We start from the raw sequence: 23,390 nt of genomic DNA on the forward strand, positions 1-23,390 counted from the left end.
TCATCGGCAACCTGATGATGCGCTTGCCGCGTGTAGGTCATGGCCCCATCGATCCACCGCCAGGGCGATGCCCGGCTCGCCCTGATGATGGGTGGCTATGACGCCGCGGTCGCGGCCAAGCGCCGGCAGACGACGCTTGGCGCCACCGTACTGATCGTTGCCGTGGTCGTTGCCGCCCTGGTCGGTGAAGTCGACGTCGGCAAGTTCGTCGTGAATCTCCACCGTTTCGGCGATTACATCGTCCGTCTCGCCCACCTCGAGGGTGGCGCCGGCGTGCTGTCCGATGTCGGCGAGTGGTTCTGGGGCTGGCGGCGCTGGTTGGTCATGCTCGGCGAGACGCTGCTGATCGCCTATATGGGCACGTTGATGGGCGCGCTCGGCGGCTTTGCGCTGTGCTTCTTTGCCGCGCGCAATCTCACCGGCCGCGCGTGGGTGCGCTTTGCCACCAAGCGCTTCTTCGAGGTCTGCCGCACCGTTCCGGAAATGGTGTTCGCGCTGATCTTCGTCATCGCGTTCGGGCTCGGCCCGCTTGCGGGCGTGCTGGCTTTGGCGGTGCATTCCACCGGCGCGCTCGGCAAGCTGTTCTGCGAGGTGGTCGAGAACATCGACCTGAAGCCGGTCGACGGCGTCAAGGCCAATGGCGGCTCGTGGGTGGAAGCGGTGCGCTTCGCCGTCGTGCCGCAGGTGCTGTCGAACTTCGCCAGCTATGCGCTACTGCGGTTCGAGGTCAACGTCCGCAGCGCCGCGGTGATGGGCTTCGTCGGCGCCGGCGGCATCGGCCAGGACCTGATCGAAGCGATCCGCAAGTTCTATTACTCCGACGTCAGTGCGCTGTTGGTGCTGATCGTCGGTACGGTGATGGTGATCGATCTTTGCACCGAGCGACTTCGCCATGCACTGCTCGGGCTTAGGCGGGCGTGATGGCGGAACGACCCAAGCTCGTGGCCGATACGGCGGCGTTCGCCAGGCGCCACCCCGACCAGTTCCGGTGGGTGACGCGCGGCCGCGTCGTCGCGCTGTGCGTAACGGCTGCAATGATCGCGCTGTTTGCGCTCGGCATCGCGGTGCTGGAGTTCGACGCCCGTCGCTTTGCCCTTGGCCTGCTCAAGCTCGGCGAGTTCGTGGTGTTCATGGTGCCGCCCTCGACCGGGGATTGGGCGACGTTCGTGCTCTACCTCAAAGCGCTGGCGGAGACGGTGGCGATCGCGCTGCTCGGCACGCTGCTGGCGACGGTGCCTGCTATCGTGATGGGGTTCGTGGCGGCGAAGACGGTGGTGGGGCAGGTCGTGATCCACTTCCTGTCGCGGCGGATACTCGACACCGTGCGCGGCGTCGACGAACTGATCTGGGCATTGATCTGGGTGAACGTGGTGGGTCTTGGCCCGTTCGCCGGCATCCTGGCGGTGGCCTCGGCCAATGTCGGCATTCTCGGCAAGCTGTTCTCGGAGGCCATCGAGGCGGCCGATCCGCGACCGGTGGAGGGCGTGGTGTCGACCGGCGGCAGCCGCCTTGCGGCGGTTCGGTTCGGGCTGTGGCCGCAGGTGGCGCCGGTGATCGCCAGCCAGGTGCTGTACTATTTCGAGTCCAATACGCGCTCGGCCACGATCATCGGCATCGTCGGCGCCGGCGGCATAGGCCTTCATCTCGCCGAGCAGATCCGCACGCTCGAATTCCAGCACGTCTCGGCGTTGGTGCTGATGATCCTGGCGACGGTCGCGGCGATCGACTGGCTATCGGACATGCTGCGGTTCTCGATCATCGGCCGCCGCGAGGTGGTGGGATAGCGCATGGCACAACGCCGCGGCGTCAGCTGCCGACGATCAGGTGAACGCGGTCGGCGGCGAAGCGGGTGCGCTGGACCTGGATCGGTCGGCCGCCGGCGTCGGCGTTGACGGCGTCGACCACCAGCACAGCGCGGCCGGCCGGCAGCTCCAGCAGTTCCTGCTCGGCCGGGTCGACCGGGCGAGCGGAAATTACGGTCTCAAGGCGGGTGTAGTCGGCAATGCCGTGGGCGGCGAAGGCGCGGCTGACCGAGCCGGTGCGGTGCAGTTCGGCCTCCAGCCCCTCGAAGCGTGCCTGCTCGAACCACGAGGTCGAGCGCGACAGCGGCACGGCGTTGGCGCTCGACACCAGCTCGACGCGCAACAACGGTGTGCGAGGCGGTAGAGCGAGCCGTCGCGCCGGCTCAGCGTCGACCACGGTCGCGACCCCGATCAGCCTGCCTCGCGGCGAGCGGCCGGCGGCGATGACATTTTCGGAAAAGCGCACACGGCGGCCGATGGCGTAGCGCAGCGGCGCTTCCTCGACGAAGCTGCCGCGACCCTGCACCGAGCGCACCATCCCTCTCTCCGCCAGCACCGCAAGCGCCCGGCGAACGGTGTGGCGGTTGACGCCGAACCGCTCGCTGTATTCCGCCTCGGACGGCAGCTGGGCGCCGGGCGGATAGGCACCGGCGGCGATCTCGCGCTCGATGCGCTCGGCGATCTGCCGCCACAGCGAGACGCCGGAGCTGCGATCAATACTGGAGCGGTCGGGGTCTGGCGGCACGATTTGTCACCAAAGGTTCATTGGACAGGCCGGCTCACTTGTCTATGATACTAGACAAGTTGGGTCACCTGTCCAGTCCGGAAACAATGCCGAACGCGCAAGATTTCGAACGCGACCGCCGCTTCGCGATGGCGGTTCTTGCCACCGCGGAGGTGGGCGAACTGGAGGCGGCCTGGGCGGCGTGGCCGGAGCCGCCGGCGGTAGAGGATTTGCGCCGGCCCGGCTGCGGGCTGGCGATGGTGCGCGGCCGGATCGGCGGCGACGGCGCGCCGTTCAACCTCGGCGAGGCGACGGTGACACGGGCCGCGGTGCGGCTGCCCAGCGGGCACATCGGCCACGCCTATGTGTTGGGGCGGGTTGCGCGCAAGGCGTGGCTGGCCGCGGTGTTCGACGCGCTGTGGCAGGACATCGCCACCCGGCCGCGGGTCGAGCGCGACGTGCTGGCTCCGGCGCGCGCGCGGGCGGCGGCGGCGGCGGGCCGGGCGGCGGCCGAGGCGGCGGCGACGCGGGTCGCGTTTTTCACCGTCACTCGCGGCGATAACCAGGACAGCGCGTCATGACAGTTGCCTCCGGCTTTGCCGAACCGGTGTTCGACGCCCAGCGCGCCTTCCGCGCGGTGATGGCGGCATTCGCGCGGCCGGGGTTCGGGCATGCGGTGCCGGCCGACCTCGCGCCGCCGCCGCCGATGACGCCGGCATTGGCCACGGTGGCGTTGACGCTGCTCGACCACGACACGCCGGTGTGGCTCGATCCGCCGCTGGCGGCGGCGCCGGACGTCGCCGCGTTTCTGCGCTTTCACGCCGGCGCGCCGATCGTTTGTGATCCGGCCGCGGCGGCATTCGCATTGATCGCCGATCCGGTGGCGATGCCACCGTTCGCGGCATTTGCGCAAGGCTCTGACGTCTATCCCGACCGCTCGGCGACGTTGGTGCTGCAGGTCGCGTGCTTCGCCGGCGCGACGCTGGCGCTGGCTGGCCCGGGCATCAAGGACACGGCGAGATTTGCTGCATCGCCGCTGCCGGCTGACTTCGCCCAACGGATCAAGGCCAATCGCGCCGCGTTCCCGCGTGGGGTCGACGTCGTACTGTGCACGGCGACCGAGGTTGCGGCGCTGCCGCGCTCGGTTCGCCTGGTCGGGGAGGGGGCCTGATGTATGTCGCGGTCAAGGGCGGCGAGGCCGCGATTCGCAACGCCCATCGCCTGCTGGCGCACCAGCGCCGCGGCGATCCGTTGGTGCCGGAGTTGAGCGCTGCGCAGATCGACGGTCAGCTTGCGCTTGCGGTTGACCGGGTGATGACCGAGGGCTCGCTCTATGACCGCGGCCTCGCGGCTCTGGCGATCAAGCAGGCGCGCGGCGATCTGGTCGAGGCGATCTTCCTGGTGCGCGCCTTTCGCGCCACGTTGCCGCGGTTCGGCGCAACCGAGCCGCTCGACACATCGGCGATGACCATCCGCCGCCGCATTTCGGCGACGTTCAAAGACCTACCGGGCGGGCAGATCCTGGGGCCGACCTTCGACTACACCCATCGCCTGATCGACGGCGCGCTGGAAGGCTTCGAGCCGCCGGCGCCGGCCTCGGCGGAGCCATGCCAGGACCCGGTGCCGCGCGTCACCGATCTGCTCGGCGAGCAGGGCCTGATCGAGCCCTCGCCCGCGGATGACGGCTTTGAGCCCGGCGACCTCACCCGCGAGCCGCTGGCCTTTCCGATCGGCCGCGATCTACGCCTGCAGGCCTTGGCGCGCGGCGACGAAGGTTTCCTGCTCGCGCTCGGCTATTCGACTCAGCGCGGCTTTGCCCGCAGTCATCCGTTCGCCGGCGAAATCCGGCTCGGCGAGGTCGAGGTCGAGCTCGACGTCGAGGAGCTTGGCTTTGCCGTTACGCTCGGCACCATCACCGTCACCGAGTGTCAGATGGTGAACCAGTTCAAGGGCTCCGCGGCGGCGCCACCGCAGTTCACCCGCGGCTACGGCCTCGCCTTCGGCCATTGTGAGCGCAAGGCGATGGCGATGGCGCTGGTCGATCGCGCGCTGCGCGCCCGCGAACTTGGCGAGGACATCGCCGCCCCGGCGCAGGACGAGGAATTCGTGATCATGCACGCCGACAATGTCGAGGCGACCGGGTTCGTCGAACACCTGAAGCTGCCGCACTATGTCGACTTCCAGTCCGAACTCGATCTGGTGCGCCGCCTGCGTGCGGCATGGAGCGCCGACGCGATCAAGGAGGCGGCGCAATGAGCGCGGACGCCACCTACAACTATGCCTATCTCGACGAGCACACCAAGCGCGCCATCCGCCGGGCTATCCTGAAGGCGATCGCGATTCCCGGCTATCAAGTGCCGTTCGCCAGCCGCGAGATGCCGATGCCGCGCGGCTGGGGCACCGGCGGCGTGCAGGTCACCGCCGCCATCATCGGGCCGGACGACGTGCTCAAGGTGATCGACCAGGGCGCAGACGACACCACCAACGCCGTCGCCATCCGCGGCTTCTTCACCCGCGTGGCGGGCGTCGCCACCACCACCCGCACGGTGGACGCCACCATCATCCAGACCCGCCACCGCGTGCCGGAAACGCCGCTAAAGGCGCACCAGATCCTGGTCTATCAGGTGCCGATCCCGGAGCCGCTGCGGTTTTTGGAGCCGCGCGAGACCGAGACCCGCAAGCTGCACGCCTTGGCCGACTACGGCACCATGCACGTCAAGCTCTACGAGGACATCGCGCACTTCGGCGAAATCGCCACCACTTATGCCTACCCGGTGACGGTGGACGGTCGCTACGTGATGGATCCGTCGCCGATCCCCAAGTTCGACAACTTGAAGCTCAATGACTGTCCGGCGCTGCAAGTGTTCGGCGCCGGCCGCGAAAAGCGCATCTACGCGGTGCCGCCGCACACGCGCGTGATCAGCCTCGATTTCGACGACCACCCGTTCGCGCCGCAGCGCTTCACCGAGCCGTGCGCGCTGTGCGGCTCAACCGGCGTGTTCCTCGACGAGGTGATTTTGGACGACCGCGGCGGCCGCATGTTCGTGTGTTCCGACACCGACTTTTGCAACGGGCGGCAGGCGGACGGCCACCGCGGCTGTCTCGCCGGCAATCCGATCCAAGACGAGGAGAAGCGGGATGCATGAGGAGCCGCTGCTCATCGCCGACGGGCTGACCAGATATTACGGCGCGCGGCTCGGCTGCCGCGAGGTGTCCTTCACGCTCCATCCCGGCGAGGTGCTGGCGGTGGTGGGCGAGTCCGGCTCCGGCAAGTCGACGCTGCTCGGCCTGCTTTCGACCGAGCTTGAGCCGAGCGCCGGGCGTGTGCGCTATCGCATGCGCGATGGCAGCTTGCGTGACCTTGCCGAATTGTCCGAGCCGGAGCGGCGCCTGCTGCTGCGCACCGACTGGGGCTTCGTGCGGCAGTCGCCGGAGGCGGGCCTGCGCATGGCGGTGTCGGCGGGGGCGAATGTCGGCGAGCGGCTGATGGCGGTGGGCTGGCGCCATTATGGCGCCATTCGTCACGCCGCCGGCGATTGGCTGGCACGGGTCGAGATCGCGGCCGACCGCATCGACGACTCGCCGAAGACCTTTTCCGGCGGCATGCGCCAACGCCTGCAGATCGCCCGCAACCTCGTCACCCAGCCGCGCCTTGTCTTCATGGACGAGCCGACCGGCGGTCTCGACGTCTCGGTGCAGGCGCGGCTGCTCGACCTCATTCGCCAGCTGGTCGCCGACCTCGGCCTCGCCGTGGTGATCGTCACGCATGACCTCGCGGTGGCGCGGCTGCTGTCCCACCGCATCATGGTGATGAAGGAGGGCCGGGTGATCGAGGATGGGCTGACCGACCAAGTGCTGGACGATCCGCGCGCGGCCTATACCCAGCTGCTGGTGTCGTCGGTGCTGCAGTCGTGAATGTTGTTCAGCAGCGCGCGCAGTTGGCGGCCCTCACCCAGAGGAGGCGCGGTGCGCCGTCTCGAAGGGTGAGGGCGCTGTCCACAGCGCTTGGCGATGCCTCATGGTTCGGGACGCGTGCTGCGCACGCGCCTCACCATGAGGCAACAGCGCGCAGCGAAGGCATGAGGACATCATGACAATTCTCGACGTGCAGAACATCGCCAAGAGCTTCACGCTTCACCTGCGCGGCGGCCTTACGCTGCCGGTGGTGGCGGGGGTGTCGTTCGACGTGGCGGCGGGTGAGTGCGTCGCGCTCGGCGGGCCGTCGGGGGCGGGCAAGAGCTCGATCCTCAAGATGATCTTTGGCAACTACCGCACCGACGCCGGCTGTATCCTGATCCATGACGGTGGAACGGCGGTCGACATTGCCAAGGCAAGCCCGCGCGAGGTTCTGGCGCTGCGGGCGACGACGGTTGGCTATGTCTCGCAGTTCCTGCGGGTGATTCCGCGCGTCGCCGCGCTCGACATCGTCGCCGAGCCGCTCCGGGCGCGGGGGGTCGATGCGGCGGATGCCAGCGAGCGTGCGGCCGCCATGCTGCGGCGGCTCAACCTGCCGGAGCGGCTGTGGCGGCTGCCGCCGGCGACCTTCTCCGGCGGTGAGCAGCAGCGCGTCAACATCGCCCGCGGCTTCATCGCCGAGACAAGGCTGCTGCTGCTCGACGAGCCGACCGCTTCGCTCGACGGTGTCAATCGCGACGCCGTCATCCAGTTTATCCGCGACAAGGCGGCGGCCGGAACGGCGCTGGTCGGCATCTTTCACGACGCGGAGGTTCGCGACGCCGTTGCGGATCGCACGCTCGACGTCCGCGCCTTTGCCGCTGCCTGACCCCGAGGGAACCATGGATACGTTCGTTCTTGCCAATGCCGACGTCGTGTTGGCCGACCGCGTCATCGCGCGCGGCTGGGTCGCCGTCTCGGACGGGCGCATCATTGAGGTCGGCGAGGGCTCCCCGCCCGAGCGTGGGATCGACCTGTCCGGCAGCCTGCTGGTGCCGGGGTTGGTCGAGCTGCACACCGATCACCTCGAGGCGCATTTTCTGCCGCGGCCGAAAGTGACGTGGGACGCGCTGGCGGCGGTGGTGGCCTATGATGCCCAGCTCGCCGCCTGCGGCATCACCACCGTGCTCGACTCGCTCCGGGTGTGGCGGGAGGAGAGCCTGGGCGGCGATGCCGATGGCCACGCCGAGCTGCTGGCCGACGCCATCGGCAAGGCCCGCGACGCCGACATGCTGCGCGCCCACCACTTCCTGCACCTGCGCTGCGAGGTGCCGACCGGCACGGTGGTCGAGGACGCTGCCGTGCTGTTGCCGCGGCCGGACGTGCGGCTGCTGTCGCTGATGGATCACTCGCCCGGCCAGCGCCAGTTCCGCGACGAGGACAAGCTGCGGACCTACTACCGCGGCAAGGCCGGCGGCATGTCCGACGCCGAGCTCGACCGGCTGTTCGCCCACCGTAAGGCGCAATCAGAGCGCTATGCCATCGTCAATCGCGAGCGGCTGGTGAAGCTGGCGCAGTCCCACGGCGTGACGCTGGCGAGCCACGACGACACCACCGCCGAGCACGTCGCCGAGGCTATGCGCGATGGCGTCGCCGTCGCTGAGTTCCCGACCACGGTGGAGGCGGCGGCGGCGTTGCACAAGGCTGGCGTCAAGGTGATGATGGGCGCGCCCAACGTGGTGCGGGGCGGCTCGCACTCCGGCAACGTCGCCGCGCTGGACCTCGCCGCAAGCGGCGTGCTCGACATTCTGTCCTCCGACTACGTGCCCGCCAGCCTGTTGATGGCGGCGCTGCAACTTCCCGAGGCGCTGCCCGGCATCGACCTCGCCGCGGCACTGCGCACCGTCACCAAGACCCCGGCCGAGGCGGTGGGGTTGACGGATCGCGGCGAGATCGCGCCCGGCAAGCGCGCCGACCTGGTGCGGGTCGACGTTCGGCTCGGCGTGCCGGTGGTGCGCACGGTGTGGCGAGACGGTCGGCGGGTGCTGTGACCATGGAAGAGGCGGGGCGACTGGGCGATGGCGGGATCGGCCCCGGCGTGTTCGTCGGCGTGCTGGGACCGAGCGGCGCCGGCAAGGACACCGTGATCGAGTTGGCGCGGGCGGCATTCGCCGGCAATCCCGACGTGGTGTTCGTGCGCCGCGTCGTCACCCGGCCGAGCGACGGCTCGGAGGATCACCTGTCGGCGACGCCCGAGGCGTTCGCGCTGGCCGAGGCGTCCGGCGCCTTCGCGCTGTCCTGGCACGCCCACGGCCATGATTACGGCCTGCCGGTGGGGTTCGAGCGCGATATCCGCGGCGGCAAGGTGGTGGTCGCCAACATCTCGCGCAGCGTCGCCGCGCTGGCGCGTGCCCGCTATCGGGATACCCGGCTGGTGCATGTCACCGCGCCGGCCGAGCTGCTGGCCGCCCGCCGCGCCGCCCGCCACCGCGCGTCCGAGGCGACGGAAGGCGGCGCCAGCCGCGCCGAGCGGGTCAAGGTTGCGGTGGCGTTGCGGCCGGGGGACATCGAGATCGTCAATGACCGGGAGCCCGAGGCGGCGGGAGCGCGGTTGGTCGCGCTGCTGAGATCGCTGCTGGCGCGCGAGGGCTGATCGGCCGCGCGGCACCCGCGCTTGTCCGAACCGGGGCGCCGTGCTTTGGTCGGATTCCGCCAACGCCGTGGGTGCCCGATGAAGTCGCTGCTGACTCCCTCGTTGCTGGAATCTTGGCAAGTGTGGGCGCTGCTGTCCGCGGTTTTCGCCGCGGCCACGGCGATCCTGGCCAAAGTCGGCGTCGTTGCGATCGAGCCCGACACCGCCACCTTCATCCGCACCGTTGTCGTGCTGTTCGCGCTCGGCGGCTTGCTGGCGGCGACCGGTCATTGGCAGGCGCCCACCACCATTCCGGCGGCGGGCTGGCTGGCGCTGGTGCTGTCGGGCCTTGCCACCGGGGCGTCGTGGCTATGCTATTTCCGTGCTCTGAAGCTCGGCGATGCGGCGCGGGTGGCGCCTCTCGACAAGCTCAGCGTGGTGCTGGTGGCGGTGTTCGGCGCCATTCTGCTGGGCGAGCGGCTGTCGTGGACCAACTGGCTCGGCGTTGGCTTGATTGCGCTCGGCGCGGTCATGGTGGCGTGGAAGGGATGAGGTCGACGCCGGCGGCCATCCGGTCTATGAGCGCCGATCATGCGTGATCCTCTTTCCCGAACCGAGGCTGCGCTGGCCCGTGGCGCGCGGCCTTGGCGCGCCCGCGCCGCGGTGCCGGTGCTGGCGGCGTTGGCCATCGTGCTGTTCGTGGTGTCGCTCGGCACCGGGCCGGTGGCGATCGCGCCCGAGCGCGTGCTGGCGGTGCTGACCGGCTCCGGCAGCGATGCCGAGCGCATCATCGTGCTGGAGCTGCGCCTGCCGCGAGCGATCCTGGCGCTGGCCATCGGCGGCATTCTCGGCCTGTCGGGCGCGGCGCTGCAGGGCCTGCTGCGCAATCCGCTGGCGGCGCCTTCGTTGTTCGGCGCGCCGCAATCGGCGGCGTTCGCGGCGGTGGCGACCATCGCGCTCGGCCTCACCGACGCGCTGTCGTTCGCGCTGCCGGTGGCGGCAATCGTCGGCGCCTTCGTCTCGGTATTCCTGCTGGTGGCGGTGGCCGGCCGCAACGCCGGGCTGCTGCTGCTCATTCTCGCCGGCCTTGCCATCTCCAGCCTCGCCGGTGCCGCCACCTCGCTGGCGCTCAATCTCGCGCCCAACCCGTTCGCGGCGCTGGAGATCGCGTTCTGGCTGCTCGGCTCGCTGGAGGATCGCAGCCTGCAGCACGTGACGATGGCGCTGCCGTTCATCGTGGTGGGTGGCGCCATTCTGCTGTGGTCGGGGCCGGCGTTCCGCGCGCTGACGCTCGGCGAGGAGGCGGCGCAAAGCCTTGGCATCAACGTTGCCCGGCTCCGCCTCGTGGTGATCCTCGGCGTCGCGCTCGGCGTCGGCGCTGCGGTGGCAGTGTCGGGCACCATCGGTTTCATCGGGCTGGTCGCGCCACATCTGGTGCGCAGCCTGGTCGGCTACGATCCGGCGCGGGTGCTGGTGCCGAGCGCGCTGGCCGGCGCGGTGCTGCTGATGGCGGCGGACGTCGCGGTGCGGGTGATCCCGGCAACCACCGACATCAAGGTCGGCGTGCTGACGGCGCTGATCGGGGTGCCGTTCTTCCTCTACCTCATCGTGCGCGAGCGCGGCCGTCTCAGCGGGGGGATGGCATGAGCGCGCCGTTTTTTGAGCTTGGCGATGTCACGGTGTCGCTGGGCGGCCGCCGGGTGGTGGAGGGCGTGTCGCTCGAGCTGCCGCGGCAGGCCCTGGTCGGCATCGTCGGGCCGAATGGCGCCGGCAAGACCTCGCTGCTGCGGGCCATCGCCGGCCTCATTCCGCACGCCGGGCATATCCGGCTCGATGGCGCCGAGCTGGCCGCGCTGGCGCCGGGCGTGCGCGCCCGCCGCGTTGCCTATCTGCCGCAAGGACATTCGATGCACTGGCCATTGCCGGCGCGCGAGGTCGCCGCGCTCGGCCGCTACCCCCACGGTGCGCGCGATCCCGCGCGGCTTGACGCCGCTGGCGAGGCTGCTGTGCAAAAGGCGATGCGGCTGACCGATACCCTGGAATTGGCCGACCGGCCGGTGACGGAACTGTCCGGCGGCGAGCGGGCGCGGGTGGCATTGGCGCGGGTGTTCGCGGTCGAGGCGCCGCTGGTGCTGGCCGACGAGCCGACCGCCGCGCTCGACCCCCGCCATCAGATCGAGCTGATGGCGGCGTTGCGGTCGACCGCGGAGGCGGGCGCGTTGGTGCTCGCCGTCACCCACGACCTCGCGTTGGCGGCGCGGTTCTGCCACCACATCGTGGTGCTGGCCGGCGGCCGGCTGGCGGCGAGCGGGCCGGCCGCGGAGGCGCTGTCGGCCGCCGTGCTGGCGGCGGTGTTCGGGGTGCGGGCATTCGCCAGCGTCGAGGACGGGCTGCCGGTGGTGGTGCCGTGGGCGGTGCTGTGAACGGCGGTGTTGACGCGGCCGGTCGTCCCCGGCGAGCGCCGAAGGCGCGAGGATCAGGCGGCTTCTGGAGAGCCGTTGTGGCGGCCGCTGCCGTTGCTTGGGTCGCGCCGGCCTTGGCCGAGGCGCACCCCCGCGTCGTCTCCATCAACATGTGTACCGACCAGTTGGTGCTGGCGCTGGCTGATCCCGATCAGATCCTGGCCTTGAGCGTCTATGCCCGCGATCCGATGCTGTCCTTCGGCGCGGCGGCGGCGGCCAACTATCCCAGCCTGTCCGGCGTCGCCGAGGAGGTGCTGGTGCTGCAGCCCGACCTCGTGCTGTCCGGCCGCTACACCCGCCAGACCACACGCGGCTTCCTCAAGGCCAAGGGGGTCGCGCTCGCCGAGTTCGACATCGCCCGCTCGATCGCCGATGCGACAGCGCAGATCCGCCGGGCCGGCGAGCTCCTGGGCCAGCCGGCGCGGGCGGACGCGGCGGTCGCTGCCATCGACGCCGCGGTGGCGCGGGCCAAGGCGAGGCAGCACGCCAGGCTCAGCGTGCTGCCGCTGCAACGCCGCGGCTGGGTGGCGGGGGGGCGCACCCTCACCACCGACCTGCTCGATGTGCTCGGGCTCACCAATGCCGGCGCCGCGTTCGCCGCTACCGGCGGCTTCGTGCCGCTGGAGAAGATCATCGCCCATCGTCCGGACGCGCTGCTGCTGACCCGCGAGTTGGCCGCCGCCGAGGACCAGGGCTCGGCGCTGCTGGTCCACCCGGCGCTGGTCAAGCTCTATCCGCCGGGCCGGCGGATCTACTTGCCCGAGCGGCTGACGGTGTGCGGCGGGCCGATGCTGGCGGAGGCGATCGACCGCCTCGCGGCGGAAGCAGAGCGGCTCGGGCGGTAGGGCGGCTAGCGCCAGCGGACTCCGCAGGCCGCCCATTGCCGTCGCAATGCGCTTCGTTCTTGCGCGCTACGGAGCGGGCTTCGGCGTGAAGAACACGAAGGCGTGGAGGCCGAGCCGGCGGCGAACGGTGAGGTAGAGCAGGGTGGCCTCGACCACCTGGCCGAGACTGACCGCCGCCGCGGCGCCGTACATGTGCAGGTGCGGGATCAGCGCGATGCAGGCGATCAGGTTGGTGGCGAACGCGCAGGCGTAGATCACGGTGCAGCGCCGCTGCTCGCCGGCCATGTTGAGCAGGCGCTCGGCCGGCCCGACCGAGGCGCGGGCGATCAGGCCGAGGGCCAGCACGAACAACAGCGGGTAGCCTTCCTCGAACCCCGGTCCGAACAACCGCAGCATCAGCCAGCCGAGCGGAAGAAGGCCGGCCAGGGCGGCAACCGACAGCCAGAAGGTGGCGCGAATCGATTGGGCCAGCAGCCGGCGCTGGTCGTCGTCGGCGCCCGCGACGTGGTGCTCGGCGAAGCGGTGGGCGACGGCGGCGACCACCGAGAAATTGATGAAGGCGATCGGCGCCAGCGTCTTCACCGCGGCGAAATAGGTCGCGACCTCTGCCGATGGGCGCAGGAACTGCAGCACGATCACGTCGGTGTAGTTGAACAGCGTGTAGAAGCCGAACACCAGGAAGATCGGGAACGAGACGCTGGCCCAGCCCTTGGGATCGTAGCTGCGCGGTCCCGGTTCGACGGTGCGGGCGAGCTGGCGGTGGAGCAGGCGGAGCTGCACGATTGCGGTCGCCCAGGTGGCGATCATGGCCGCGCCCATGCCGCTGGCGGCATCGGCGGCGAGGCCGAACAGCGGTGCCATGATCGCCAGCGCCACGATGAGAGCGGGTCGCAGGATGTAGGGCGGCAGCAGCGCCAGATTGACCCAGTTGTAGGTCCGGGCGATGCCGTCGGAGAGGTTGCCCAGTGCATAGAGCGGCACCGTGGCGCAGGCGAGGTAGAGCGGCAGCAGTTCGGCGGGGTCGATTCGCGGCTGGAACGCCCACAGTCCGGAAACGCCGAACGCGGCGATGCCGGTCCCGGCGAGGGCGACGAACCACCGCGAACTCCGCAGGAAGCCGCGCAGCAGGTCCAGCCGGCCGTTTTGGGTGTATTCGGGGATGAACCGTTGCGCGCTGTAGGCGAGACCGAAATGGACCAGATCGCCGAATACCAGGGTCCAGGTCCAGACATAGACGTAGATGCCGAAGTCGCTGCGTCCCATCCAGCGCGCCAGGATGACCTGGGTGGCATAGGCGAGGATGGCGGAAGCGATGCGAATCAGCAGCGCCGTAGCCGCAGCCCGGCCGGCACCGGCGGCGGTCACCTGCCGAACGAGGCCCAGCACGCGGTTCCGCCACCGCCGTAGCCGCGTTTGGTGGTGAAGGTTGCCGCTCGAAGCGCTCGCCATTCGCGTGGTCTTCCCTGTCTCCCCGGCGCCGTCCGCTGCCGGAGAGGATTGATGTAGAGCGGGATCGGCGGTGACCCCTTCGTTGCGGCGGCGCCGCGGAGCGAGACGGTTTTCTCCTGCGCCCGGCGCGACGATCCTCGTCAAACTGGATTGACTATTGGTGTCGAGGCAACCGGCCGCGCCGCGAACGCTCGCTCAGCCCAAGGCGAGACAGGCCTCACCGAGGCGACGCCATGCATCGTCGTCGCCCGGCAGGCCGAACCGAATGCGGCGCTGCGCGGAGGAAAACCCTCGCACCAGAATGCCGCGGCGGCCGAAATGGCCGAGCAAATCGCAATCGTCCGCCAGATGGCCGGGCGCCTCGGCCAGCCGGAACAGGTCGGTGCCGCCCAGCACGGCAAAGCCGGCGGCGGCGAGCAAAGCGTCGAGCCGCTGGCGGTCCTCGGCAAGCCGCTGCCGGGTGCGGGCGATCCAGTCGCCGTCGCGAAGTGCCGCGGCGCCGATTGCCGCGGCCGGCCCGGATATCGGCCAATCGCCGGCGAGCGGCAGCCAGCGGGCGGCCACCGTTTCGCAGCAGGCGATGAAGCCGAGCCGAAGCCCGGCGAGGCCGAAGAACTTACCGAGCGACCGCAGCACCACGAGCCGCGGCGACAGCACCGGTTGCGCCAGCAGCGACACCGCGGGATCGACGTCGGCAAACGCCTCGTCGACGATCAGCCAGTGTCCGGCCGCGGTCCAGGCGGCCGCCCAGTCCAGCAGGTCGGCGGCCAGATGGCGGCGGCCGTCCGGGTTGTTGGGGTTGACCAGCACCATACCGTCGAGGTCGGCAGTGGGGTCGGGCAGGACGCTGAGGTCGGCCAGCACGCAGCCGGCGGCGTTCCAGGCGGCGGCGTGCGAGGGATAGGTCGGGCCGAGAATGCCGACCCTGCGGGCGCGGACGATGCGCGGCAACAGCCGGATGGCACTCTCGCTGCCGGCCACCGGCACCAGCCGCATACCCTCCGGCCGACCGTAGTAGGCAGCCGCGGCAGCGAGGAGTTCGTCGAGGTCCGACGCCAGCGGCAGGCGGTGCCATAGCGCCGGGTCGATCGGCGGCACCGGGTAGGGCCGGGGGTTGATGCCGGTCGACAGGTCGAGCCACGGCTGCGGCGCCTTCGGATACAGCTTCGCCGCCGCGTCGATGCACCCACCGTGTGCGTTCAGTATCGCACTGGCATCCTGCACCGCGTTTCCCCTTATTGCCCCGGGCCTTGGCGCGTCACCCTGCGATCCCGATTCCACTGTCCGTCGCGAATTCGTGGCTGAAAACGCCGCTTGCGGCGAGCAGAATACGAAACCGGCGTGATGGCCAAGTTATCTACGGCTTTTTTCACGTCGTTTGCATCCGAAAGGGCGCTATGGCTTGTCAACGTGCCGGCCCGTTCGGGCCTGGCCGCTGACCCCTTTCTTGCCGATAATGCCCGATGATCGATCCGACCGACCGTTCGCTGCTTCTCGTTCTCGCCATGGCGGCCGAAGCGGCCGTGGCCTATCCCGACGCGGTGTTCCGCGCCATCGGCCATCCGGTGTCGTGGATCGGCAGCCTGATCGCCGCGCTCGACCAGCGGTTCAACCGCGCCGAATCGTCGTTTAAGATCAGACGCATCGCGGGCATCGCTGTGATTTTGAGTCTGGTTCTGCTCGCGATCGGCGTCGGGCTCGCCATCGAGGCGGCGGCGCAGGCCGGCGGGGTCGCCGGTTTCGCACTGGCGCTGGTTGCGGTCGCAACCCTGATCGCCAGCGGCAGCTTGGACCGCCACATCGCGCGGGTGGCGCGGGCGCTTGAAACCGAGGGGCTCATTGCCGGGCGGCGGGCGGTGTCGATGGTGGTCGGGCGCGACCCGGAGGCGCTGGACGAGGCCGGGGTGTGTCGCGCCGCCATCGAGAGTCTGGCTGAGAACGCCTCCGACGGGGTCACCGCGCCGGCGGTGTGGTTTCTGGTCGGCGGCCTGCCCGGCATGATCGCCTACAAGGCAATCAACACCGCCGACTCGATGATCGGTCACAAGAGCGAGCGTCATTTCGCCTTCGGCTGGGGGGCGGCGCGGCTGGACGACGTCGTCAATCTGCCGGCGTCGCGACTGACCGCACTCCTGTTCATTGCCGCGGCCGCAGTGGTGCCGGGGGCCTCGGTGCGTGGTGCGTGGGATGCGGTGCGGCGCGATGCCCGCGGCCACCGCTCGCCCAATGCCGGCTGGCCGGAATCGGCGATGGCCGGCGCGCTCGGCCTCAGGCTGGCGGGTCCGCGGGTCTATGGCGGCAGGCTGGTCGACGACCATTGGATGGGCGATGGCCGCGCCGAAGCCACCGCGGCCGACGTCCGCCGGGCGCTATGGCTCTATCGGGTCGCCTTCCTCGGGGCATGGCTGCTGGCGGCGGCGGGCGGATTCCTCGCCGTCCGGCCGCTGCTCGACTGATCCCGGCATTCGGTTCGCCAGCGCGATCAGCCGGAGACCGCCTGACCGGAGGTGCGCGCGCGCGTCGCCGCCATCGCCGTTTCGGGCGTCAGGCGGGTGGCGATCGACAGCCCCCACACCAGCCCGAGCAGCATCCAGAACATTCGCCAGTGATCGGAGTCGATCACGAATCCGAGTGCGACGTTGCCGACGAAGGTGCTGTAGATCGCGATATAGGCGATTTGCCACGGCGAACGCCGGAGCACCGGGGTGAAGCCGAACACCAGCGTGAGCAGCACCAGCAACGCATAGGCGAGACCCGAAATCCAGCCGCCCGACAGGAAGGCGTTGAGGTACACGTTGTGCGGATCTTCGACGAATAACAGGTGGAACTGGCGCGGCCCGATGCCGAACGGATGGTCGAGCGCAAGCTGTGCCCCGAGGATGTGGCGTCCGAAACGGCCAAGCGGGCCGGTGTCATAGCTTTGGGTCAGCGTGGCGCGCTCGCGGAACAGCGCGCCGACCTCATCGAACGACAGTGCCGCTACCACCAGGCCGACTACGAACACGACGCCGGCACCGGTCAGCAGCGAAATGCGGGCGCGTGCCACCGGCGAGCGGGCGGTGAGCAGCGACAGCACCACCGCCACCATCGCCGAGGCGACGAAGATGAACCAGGAGCCGCGGGAGAAGCTGAGGAACAGGCCGAGCAGCAGTACTGCCAGGATCGGCACGTTGCGGACCAGCGCACCGGCGCCGCCGCCAAGCACGCGCAGCCCGCACAGCACCGCCGGCAGCACCAGGAACGGGCCGAACACGTTGGGATCGTTGAAAGTGCCGCGAGCCCGGCCGTAGAGGGTGAACAACTCGGACATCACGCCAAAATAGCCGGCGATGCCGCAGAGCGCCGCGCCCACCGCGCCGATGGTGAGTCCGGTCAGTAGCGCGTTCAGCCGGCGCGCGGTGTCGCGAGTGGCGATCAGCGCGAAGCCGATCGCGGTTAAGCCGAGATACCACGACACCCACACCCACATGTTGGTCTTGGGCTCGCCGAACACCTGAATCAACGAGAGCGTGAAGCCGGCATTGTAGAGGATGACCAGCAGGATCAGCGGCGCGTGCGCGCGCGTCACGGCAAGGCCGGTCGCCGCGAACACCGTGAGCGTGAACAGCGAGAACACCTCGTAGGGCGACGGCTCCATAAAAACGAAGGCGCTCGATACGCCGACCAGCAGCAACAGCAGCAGCCGGAGCCGGTCGCGACCGGACGAGGTCGCGAGCGGGGACGGCAGGCCCGCGGCTGTGCTGATGGTGGCCCCGGTCAATAGGCGTTCTCCGACTTCAGCAACGCAAGCGGCGTCTTAAGCAGAATCAGGAGGTCGAACATCACCGACCAGTTCTCGATGTAGTAGAGGTCGTGCTCGACGCGACGCTGAATTTTCTCGGCGGTGTCGGTTTCGCCACGCCAGCCATTGATCTGCGCCCAGCCGGTGATGCCAGGCTTGACGCGGTGGCGGGCGAAATAGCCGTCGACCGCCTCGTCGTAGAGCCGGTTTTCCGCCTTCGCCTGCATGGCGTGGGGACGCGGGCCAACTAGCGACAGGTTGCCAGCAAACACCACGTTGAACAACTGCGGCAGTTCGTCGAGCGAGGCCTTGCGGATGAAGCGCCCAACCCGCGTCACCCGCGGGTCGCCCTTGGTTACGAGACTGGAGGCGGCCACGTCGCACTGGTCGACATACATCGAGCGGAACTTGAATACCTCGATCAGCTCGTTATTGAAGCCGTAGCGCTTCTGCCGGAACAGCACGGGGCCGCGCGAGTCGAGCTTTACCGCGATTGCCACGGCCAGCAGCACCGGCGACAGCGCGATGAGCGTCAAGCTGCCGATCACCCTGTCGAACAGCCATTTCATCACCACGTCCCAGTCCGCCAGCGGACGGTCGAACACATTGATGGTCGGCACATTGCCGATGTAGGAATAGGCACGCGGCCGGAACCGCAGCTGGGCGGCGTGCGCCGACAGCCGGATGTCGACCGGCAGCACCCACAGCTTCTTTAGCATTGCCAGGATGCGAGCCTCGGCGGTCACCGGCAGCGAGAAGATCACCAGGTCGATGCGGGTGCGCCGCGCGAACTCGACGAGGTCGGTTACAGTGCCGAGCTTCACTTTGCCGGCAATGCGCTCGGGCGAGCGACCGTCGCCGCGATCGTCGAACACGCCGATGATGTCGAGGTCGCAGTCGGCCTGTGCCTCCAGCGACTGGATCAGGCTGGCACCGGCCTCGCCGCCGCCGACGATGGCGGTGCGGCGAACCAGCCGGCCCTGGTGGGTCCAGGTTCGCACCAACCCGGCAAGGCCGACACGCAGCCCGAACAGCATCACCGCACCGAGGCTGTACCAGGTCGCGATCCACACCCGCGAAAACACGCCGTCGAGGCGGGCGAAGAACACGATGGCAAACACGATCATGAAGATCGAAGTCCAGGCGGCGAACATTCGCGAGAATTGCAGGACCACCGCGCGAAACGCCTGCACCTGGTAGATGTCGATGGAATGGAAGGCGAGCACCGCGATGGCCGACAGCCCCAGGATGGTGAGGGGGTAATAGGCTGCGAAGCCGCTGTCGGGCACGACGTAGGCGAGGTATATCGCGGTGCCGAGCAGCGAGATGGCGGTGAATTCAACCAGCGGCACGAACCCCGCCAGCACGATCGGCGAGATCGCGCCGGCAATCGGCTCGTCGGCGATGTGGCTGGCCACGGCGCCGAGATGGCCGGATTCGGATCCCCGTGGGGACACGTCGATCTCGGCCTTGAGCCCGCCGCGCAGATTTTCATCGGCCATTGTGTTGCGCACTCCCGAGGCCCGGCGCGGTTTCGGGAGTGTAAAACCACGTCGCGCCACTGCGGTTCCAGGACAGATGTGGAGACGCTCCACACCGGACACCACGGCTTACCGCCAGTGCCCGTTACGTCAACCTCAGTTGGACCGGCCGCAAACCGCCTGTTTCCGGACTGCCGCCGACGCAGACATCTGGTCAGGATCTCTACGTCAAAACCATCACGGAAGGCTTAACCTCGACGTCGAGCAATGGCGTGACAGTAAGCGGCGAGCACGCCATCGGCCATCGCTGACACCGAGAAATGGCGGCGTACCCGCTCGCGCAACGCTGCGGTGGTGGCGACGTTCGGCTGGGTGGCGGCGGCGCGCAGCGCCTGTGCCAGGGCCGCCACGTCGTCGGGCGGCACCAGGCGGTGCGATGCCTCGCCGAAAATCTCGGCCATGCCGCCGACTCGGGTTGCGACCAGCGGCAGGCCTGCGGCGGCGGCCTCCAGCACCACGTAGGGCAGGGACTCGGCGCGGGAGGGCATGCACAGCACGCGCCCGTAGGCGAAGGCTTCGCGAGCCGGCATGGCGCCGGGGAAGGCGAGCGCGCCGGTCAGTCCCCTCGCTGCGGCGAGGGCGCGAAACGCTTCGGCGTCCGGTCCCGCGCCGACGATGGTGGCGGTGAGCGGCAGGCTCTCGTCGCGCAGCCGGGCGATGGCCTCGATCACCAGGTCGACGCCTTTCAGTCGGCGCAGTTCGCCGACGAACACGATGTCGCGGGCGTCGGGCCAGGGCGCGACTGGCTCGAACTCCGCCGGCGCGACGCCGTTGTGGACCATCCGCTCCATGGCCACCGGCTGGCCGACCTTGCGGATGAAGGCATCGCGACCGAAATTGCTTTCGAACAGGAACAGATCGGTGCGCCGCGCCAGCACCTTCTCCAGCGTCAGGTAGAGAAGGCCGACGATGGAACTGGTGTCGTAGTGCAGGCTGCCGCCGTGTGGCGTGTAGACGCGGATGGCATCGTGCGGCGCCGCCAGCCTAGCGTAGGCGCCACCCTTGGCGCCGTGTCCGTGCAGCACGTCCAGCCGGGTTTCGCGCGCTCTCGCCGCGACATGGCGCACCGCAGCGATGTCGAGCACGCCGATTTGGCGGCTCATAGGCACCCGGCTGACGCCGAGTTCGAGGTTTTGCGCCAAGTCCACCAGGATGGCCTCGGCGCGTTCGCCGCCGGTGGCGGCGTCGGCCACCACGCCGACCGCGTGGCCACGCGCGGTCTGCTCGCGCGCGAGGTCGACGACGTAGCGGAACAGTCCACCGACCGGCGCCCGCAGCACGTGCAGGATGCGGAGCGGCGTCACAGCCACCGCTCGGGGACGTTGATCGTGTCGCCCGGCCGCACTGGATAGTTCATCGGCACAGTGGCGCGGACCACTTCTCCGTTCACCACGCGCGAAATCTGGGCGCAGCATTTGGTCGCGCGTGGCGAGAACCCGCCGGCGATGGCGACCGCGGTCTCCACCGTCATGCTGGATACGTAGGCGTACTGGCCCGCGGCGGTGACCTCGCCGAGCACGAAGAACGGACGGTAGGTCTCGATCTCGACCGCGACGTGCGGCTCGCGCACGTAACCCTGGCGCAGCCGGGCTGCAACTGCCCGCGCCAGTTCCTCAGTGGTGCGGCCGCGCGCTTCCACGGTGCCGATCAACGGCATCGCGATCTTTCCGGCCGCATCGACGGCGTAGGTGTTGGACAATCCTTCCTGGCCGAACACAGTGACGCGCAGCCGATCGCCAGCGTCCAGCGTGTAGGGCGCCTCGAACGCCGTGTCGACCTGGATCCGCGGTGTGGCGCAGCTTACGAGCATCTGCACGACGGCCAGCAGGATGATGAGGGGCATTCGCATCGCGAAATCTCGCTCGTATCAAGCCACCTGTATCGAGCAAACGTGGTTAACGAAGCGTTGCACAACTTCATGACGAAGCTGATTAACCCGCCAGCAACCCTAATAGCCTTTAATCATGCCGTCGGTCAGTTGCGTGGAGTGGGCGATGAGCGGTGTCGACGATACGGACGAGCGCGATCCAGAGTCGGCTCGGGTTCGTGCCGCCGGTGTGGCGCCTTCGATCGGCCGCCAAGTCGCGGTGGAGGCCGGCCGCTTGCCACTCGCCTTTAATGAGCCCGCCGAGGTCGATCTCGGCGCGCTCGGCCGCTCGCTGTGGGAAAAGCGGAAGTGGATTTTGGCGCCCACGCTGGTTGCGGCGGCGGTGACCTTCGTCGCCGTCAACCTGATGACGCCGGTCTACACCTCGGAATCGCGCATCCTGGTCGAAAACCGCGAGTCCGCCGCCTTCCGCCTGGAGATCGAGCGCACCAGCGTGGCCGACCGCACGCTGGTCGATCCGGAGGCGGTGACCAGCCAGGTCCAGCTTCTGCTATCGCGCGACCTTGGCCGGCAGGTGGTGAAAGAGCTCAAGCTTGACGAGAGGCCCGAGTTCAATTCCGGCGGGTCGCTGCTGTCGTTGTTGCTTCGTCTGGTCGGTCTTGGCGACGATTCGCGCGCAGCAGAAGAGCGCGTGCTGAAGGCCTATTTCGATCGGCTCAGGGTCTATCCCATCGACAAGTCGCGGGTGATCGCGGTCGAGTTCGAATCGCGCGATCGCGATCTGGCCGCGAAAGTCGCCAACGCGGTCGCCGAGACCTATCTCGGGCTGCAGCAGCTCGCCAAGCAGGACACCACCCGCCAGGCGTCGAACTGGCTGCAGGGCGAAATCGAAAAGTTGCGCAAGAAGGTGGCCGAGGCGGAGGGCCGCGTCGAGGCGTTCCGCACTCAGGCCAACCTGTTCGTCGGCGTCAACAACACCCAATTGTCCAACCAGCAGCTTTCGGAGCTGAACACCCAGCTTGGCACGTCGCGCGCCCAGAAGTCCGATGCGGAAGCGAAGGCGCGGTCGATCCGCGGGATGCTCGCCTCCGGCCGACCGATCGAGGTTTCGGAAATCCTCAATTCCGAGCTGATCCGGCGCCTGGTCGAGCAACGCGTCACGCTCACGGCCGTGCTGGCGGAGCAGTCATCGACGCTGCTCGGCCAGCATCCGCGCATCAAGGAACTGCGCGCCCAGATTTCCGCGCTCGAGGGCCAGATCCGCCGTGAGGCGGACCGGATGGTGCGGGCGTTCGAGAGCGACGCCCGCATCGCCGAAGCGCGCGAGCAGCAGCTGGCGAAAGACCTCGAGCAGATGAAGCGTCAGGCCGCCGGCTCCAACGAGCAGGACGTGCACCTTCGCGCGCTCGAACGAGAGGCGAAGGCGCAACGCGACCTGCTCGAATCCTACCTGGCGCGCTATCGTGACTCGGCGGCGCGCGACACGCTGTCGGCGCTGCCGGCGGACGCGCGCATCATCTCGCGGGCGACGCCCTCCAACGTGCCGAGCTTCCCCAAGAAGCTGCCGATTATAGCCCTGGTCACGCTTACGGTGCTGGTGTTGTCGGCCGGCCTTCTCGTCAGCGCGGAGCTGTTTTCCGGACGCACGCCGCCGTCGTCGCCGCCGAATCGAAGCGGCAGGACGGCGCCCGATGCCGAAGCGACCCGGACCGAGCTGGGCGAGGCGTCCGCCCCGGCTCCAGGCGCTCCCACACTGTCCGACCTCGTCCGGGAGCGAGGGGCGGGCATGGTCGCGGTCGCGCCGGCCAACGGCAGTGTCGATGCGAGCCCGATCGTCGTCCGGCTTGCCCGCGGCCTCGCCGTGAGCGGCCGCGCCGTGCTGATCGAACTCGATCCGCGTCAGACCGGCGCGAGCCTGGTCGGCGATCCGGCCGCGCCTGGCGTGGTGGATCTGGTGCGCGGCACCGCGTCGTTCGGGCAGGTAATCCAGCGCGACCGCACGTCGCGCCTCCACATCGTTCCGACCGGGGCGCCGTCGCCGGAGATCGAGGACCTGCTGGCCGCCGACCGGCTGGTGGTGGCGCTGTCGGCGCTGGCCCAGACCTACGACCACGTCATCCTGGCGGCGCCGCCGGCGACGGCGTTGGCCAAGGCGGCGTTTGCGCCGCAATTGCCGCTGGTGGTCGTGGTCGGTCCGAAAAAATGGGAACCGGCGGAGGCCGAGCAGATCTACGATCAGCTGACGGAAGCCGGCATCGCCGATCTGATCGCGGTGGTGGAGGACGATGCTCCCGACGAGGCTGCGGAGTCGGACGATCCGGTTATGGCAGCCTAAAGCACCTGCCGGTCCGGCTGAATCGAGCGGATGTTCTGAAATTTTGTATTATCGACGTTTCCTTCGCAAAACGGGCTCCGGCTTTTGCGGAAACTAC

General features: G+C 69.1%; 23 protein-coding genes. 16 read left to right on the plus strand and 7 right to left on the minus strand.

The genetic code is table 11. The features are described from left to right. Positions 1 to 39: 39 nt before the first annotated feature. Positions 40 to 921 carry a phosphonate ABC transporter, permease protein PhnE gene (gene phnE / locus BVIR_RS06210; protein WP_055036911.1) on the plus strand — a complete coding sequence of 294 codons (882 nt, stop codon included), beginning with the start codon at positions 40 to 42 and terminating at the stop codon, positions 919 to 921. After that, entirely contained in the window at positions 921 to 1,784 is an 864-nt protein-coding gene (phnE, locus tag BVIR_RS06215; protein ID WP_055036912.1) for a phosphonate ABC transporter, permease protein PhnE, read from the plus strand. The genes phnE (BVIR_RS06210) and phnE (BVIR_RS06215) overlap by 1 nt, the downstream gene beginning before the upstream one ends. A 22-nt stretch (positions 1,785 to 1,806) precedes the next feature. Here the strand turns inward: phnE (BVIR_RS06215) and phnF are convergent, their stop codons facing one another. Next, the gene (phnF, locus tag BVIR_RS06220) at positions 1,807 to 2,547 is read right to left on the minus strand and encodes a phosphonate metabolism transcriptional regulator PhnF (protein ID WP_055036913.1); all 741 of its coding nucleotides are present in this window, start codon (positions 2,545 to 2,547) and stop codon (positions 1,807 to 1,809) included. A 68-nt stretch (positions 2,548 to 2,615) separates the two neighbouring features. On the opposite strand from phnF, the gene phnG reads away from it, so the two are divergent. The 12 genes from phnG to BVIR_RS06280 all read left to right on the plus strand — a co-directional run bounded on the left by phnG (position 2,616) and on the right by BVIR_RS06280 (position 12,359). Next, positions 2,616 to 3,107, plus strand: coding sequence for a phosphonate C-P lyase system protein PhnG (gene phnG, locus BVIR_RS06225; RefSeq protein WP_417852056.1), 492 nt, complete (start codon positions 2,616 to 2,618; stop codon positions 3,105 to 3,107). Continuing rightward, positions 3,104 to 3,697 carry a phosphonate C-P lyase system protein PhnH gene (gene phnH / locus BVIR_RS06230; RefSeq protein WP_055036915.1) on the plus strand — a complete coding sequence of 198 codons (594 nt, stop codon included), beginning with the start codon at positions 3,104 to 3,106 and terminating at the stop codon, positions 3,695 to 3,697. Before phnG ends, phnH begins: the two co-directional genes overlap by 4 nt. Next, the gene (locus BVIR_RS06235; protein ID WP_055036916.1) at positions 3,697 to 4,782 is read left to right on the plus strand and encodes a carbon-phosphorus lyase complex subunit; all 1,086 of its coding nucleotides are present in this window, start codon (positions 3,697 to 3,699) and stop codon (positions 4,780 to 4,782) included. The genes phnH and BVIR_RS06235 overlap by 1 nt, the downstream gene beginning before the upstream one ends. After that, entirely contained in the window at positions 4,779 to 5,672 is an 894-nt protein-coding gene (locus BVIR_RS06240; RefSeq protein ID WP_055036917.1) for an alpha-D-ribose 1-methylphosphonate 5-phosphate C-P-lyase PhnJ, read from the plus strand. Before BVIR_RS06235 ends, BVIR_RS06240 begins: the two co-directional genes overlap by 4 nt. Further along, complete coding sequence (gene phnK, locus BVIR_RS06245; protein WP_055036918.1) at positions 5,665 to 6,441, plus strand: phosphonate C-P lyase system protein PhnK; 777 nt, start codon at positions 5,665 to 5,667, stop codon at positions 6,439 to 6,441. The genes BVIR_RS06240 and phnK overlap by 8 nt, the downstream gene beginning before the upstream one ends. 172 nt (positions 6,442 to 6,613) lie before the next feature. Further along, positions 6,614 to 7,309 carry a phosphonate C-P lyase system protein PhnL gene (phnL, locus tag BVIR_RS06250; protein ID WP_055036919.1) on the plus strand — a complete coding sequence of 232 codons (696 nt, stop codon included), beginning with the start codon at positions 6,614 to 6,616 and terminating at the stop codon, positions 7,307 to 7,309. A gap of 13 nt (positions 7,310 to 7,322) precedes the next feature. Then, entirely contained in the window at positions 7,323 to 8,471 is a 1,149-nt protein-coding gene (locus tag BVIR_RS06255; RefSeq protein WP_055036920.1) for an alpha-D-ribose 1-methylphosphonate 5-triphosphate diphosphatase, read from the plus strand. A 2-nt stretch (positions 8,472 to 8,473) separates the two neighbouring features. Continuing rightward, positions 8,474 to 9,073 carry a phosphonate metabolism protein/1,5-bisphosphokinase (PRPP-forming) PhnN gene (phnN, locus tag BVIR_RS06260; protein WP_061349910.1) on the plus strand — a complete coding sequence of 200 codons (600 nt, stop codon included), beginning with the start codon at positions 8,474 to 8,476 and terminating at the stop codon, positions 9,071 to 9,073. 78 nt (positions 9,074 to 9,151) lie between these two features. Then, positions 9,152 to 9,604, plus strand: a complete 453-nt coding sequence (locus BVIR_RS06265) for an EamA family transporter (protein WP_055036921.1) — start codon at positions 9,152 to 9,154, stop codon at positions 9,602 to 9,604. A gap of 39 nt (positions 9,605 to 9,643) precedes the next feature. After that, complete coding sequence (locus tag BVIR_RS06270; protein WP_145912054.1) at positions 9,644 to 10,699, plus strand: FecCD family ABC transporter permease; 1,056 nt, start codon at positions 9,644 to 9,646, stop codon at positions 10,697 to 10,699. Then, a complete protein-coding gene (locus tag BVIR_RS06275; protein WP_055036922.1) occupies positions 10,696 to 11,475 on the plus strand; it encodes an ABC transporter ATP-binding protein in 780 nt (259 codons plus the stop codon). Before BVIR_RS06270 ends, BVIR_RS06275 begins: the two co-directional genes overlap by 4 nt. Before the next feature lie 77 nt (positions 11,476 to 11,552). Then, complete coding sequence (locus tag BVIR_RS06280; RefSeq protein ID WP_055036923.1) at positions 11,553 to 12,359, plus strand: ABC transporter substrate-binding protein; 807 nt, start codon at positions 11,553 to 11,555, stop codon at positions 12,357 to 12,359. Between the two features lie 66 nt (positions 12,360 to 12,425). On the opposite strand, the gene BVIR_RS06285 is transcribed toward BVIR_RS06280, so the two are convergent. Together BVIR_RS06285 and cobD are read right to left on the minus strand one after the other, a co-directional pair. Further along, a complete protein-coding gene (locus BVIR_RS06285) occupies positions 12,426 to 13,745 on the minus strand; it encodes a lipopolysaccharide biosynthesis protein (protein ID WP_055036924.1) in 1,320 nt (439 codons plus the stop codon). Between the two features lie 258 nt (positions 13,746 to 14,003). Then, on the minus strand, positions 14,004 to 15,032 hold the full coding sequence (gene cobD / locus BVIR_RS06290; protein WP_055036925.1) for a threonine-phosphate decarboxylase CobD: 1,029 nt from the start codon (positions 15,030 to 15,032) through the stop codon (positions 14,004 to 14,006). Between the two features lie 239 nt (positions 15,033 to 15,271). Between cobD and cbiB the strand changes: the two genes are divergently transcribed. Further along, the gene (cbiB, locus tag BVIR_RS06295) at positions 15,272 to 16,264 is read left to right on the plus strand and encodes an adenosylcobinamide-phosphate synthase CbiB (RefSeq protein WP_171841653.1); all 993 of its coding nucleotides are present in this window, start codon (positions 15,272 to 15,274) and stop codon (positions 16,262 to 16,264) included. Positions 16,265 to 16,290: 26 nt separating this feature from the next. Here cbiB and BVIR_RS06300 read toward each other — a convergent pair whose 3' ends face one another. From BVIR_RS06300 to BVIR_RS06315, 4 genes are all read right to left on the minus strand, one after another. Continuing rightward, complete coding sequence (locus BVIR_RS06300; protein ID WP_055036926.1) at positions 16,291 to 17,568, minus strand: O-antigen ligase family protein; 1,278 nt, start codon at positions 17,566 to 17,568, stop codon at positions 16,291 to 16,293. After that, positions 17,565 to 19,091: an undecaprenyl-phosphate glucose phosphotransferase gene (locus BVIR_RS06305; protein ID WP_055036927.1), complete on the minus strand. Its 1,527-nt coding sequence runs from the start codon at positions 19,089 to 19,091 to the stop codon at positions 17,565 to 17,567. Before BVIR_RS06305 ends, BVIR_RS06300 begins: the two co-directional genes overlap by 4 nt. 227 nt (positions 19,092 to 19,318) lie before the next feature. After that, positions 19,319 to 20,434: a glycosyltransferase gene (locus BVIR_RS06310; protein ID WP_236823728.1), complete on the minus strand. Its 1,116-nt coding sequence runs from the start codon at positions 20,432 to 20,434 to the stop codon at positions 19,319 to 19,321. Further along, positions 20,431 to 20,973, minus strand: coding sequence for a polysaccharide biosynthesis/export family protein (locus BVIR_RS06315; protein ID WP_417852044.1), 543 nt, complete (start codon positions 20,971 to 20,973; stop codon positions 20,431 to 20,433). The genes BVIR_RS06310 and BVIR_RS06315 overlap by 4 nt, the downstream gene beginning before the upstream one ends. A gap of 151 nt (positions 20,974 to 21,124) precedes the next feature. Between BVIR_RS06315 and BVIR_RS06320 the strand changes: the two genes are divergently transcribed. Further along, complete coding sequence (locus BVIR_RS06320; RefSeq protein ID WP_055036930.1) at positions 21,125 to 23,293, plus strand: GumC family protein; 2,169 nt, start codon at positions 21,125 to 21,127, stop codon at positions 23,291 to 23,293. Positions 23,294 to 23,390: the final 97 nt, after the last annotated feature.

Source organism: Blastochloris viridis, assembly GCF_001402875.1.
Classification (GTDB): Bacteria; Pseudomonadota; Alphaproteobacteria; order Rhizobiales; family Xanthobacteraceae; genus Blastochloris; species Blastochloris viridis.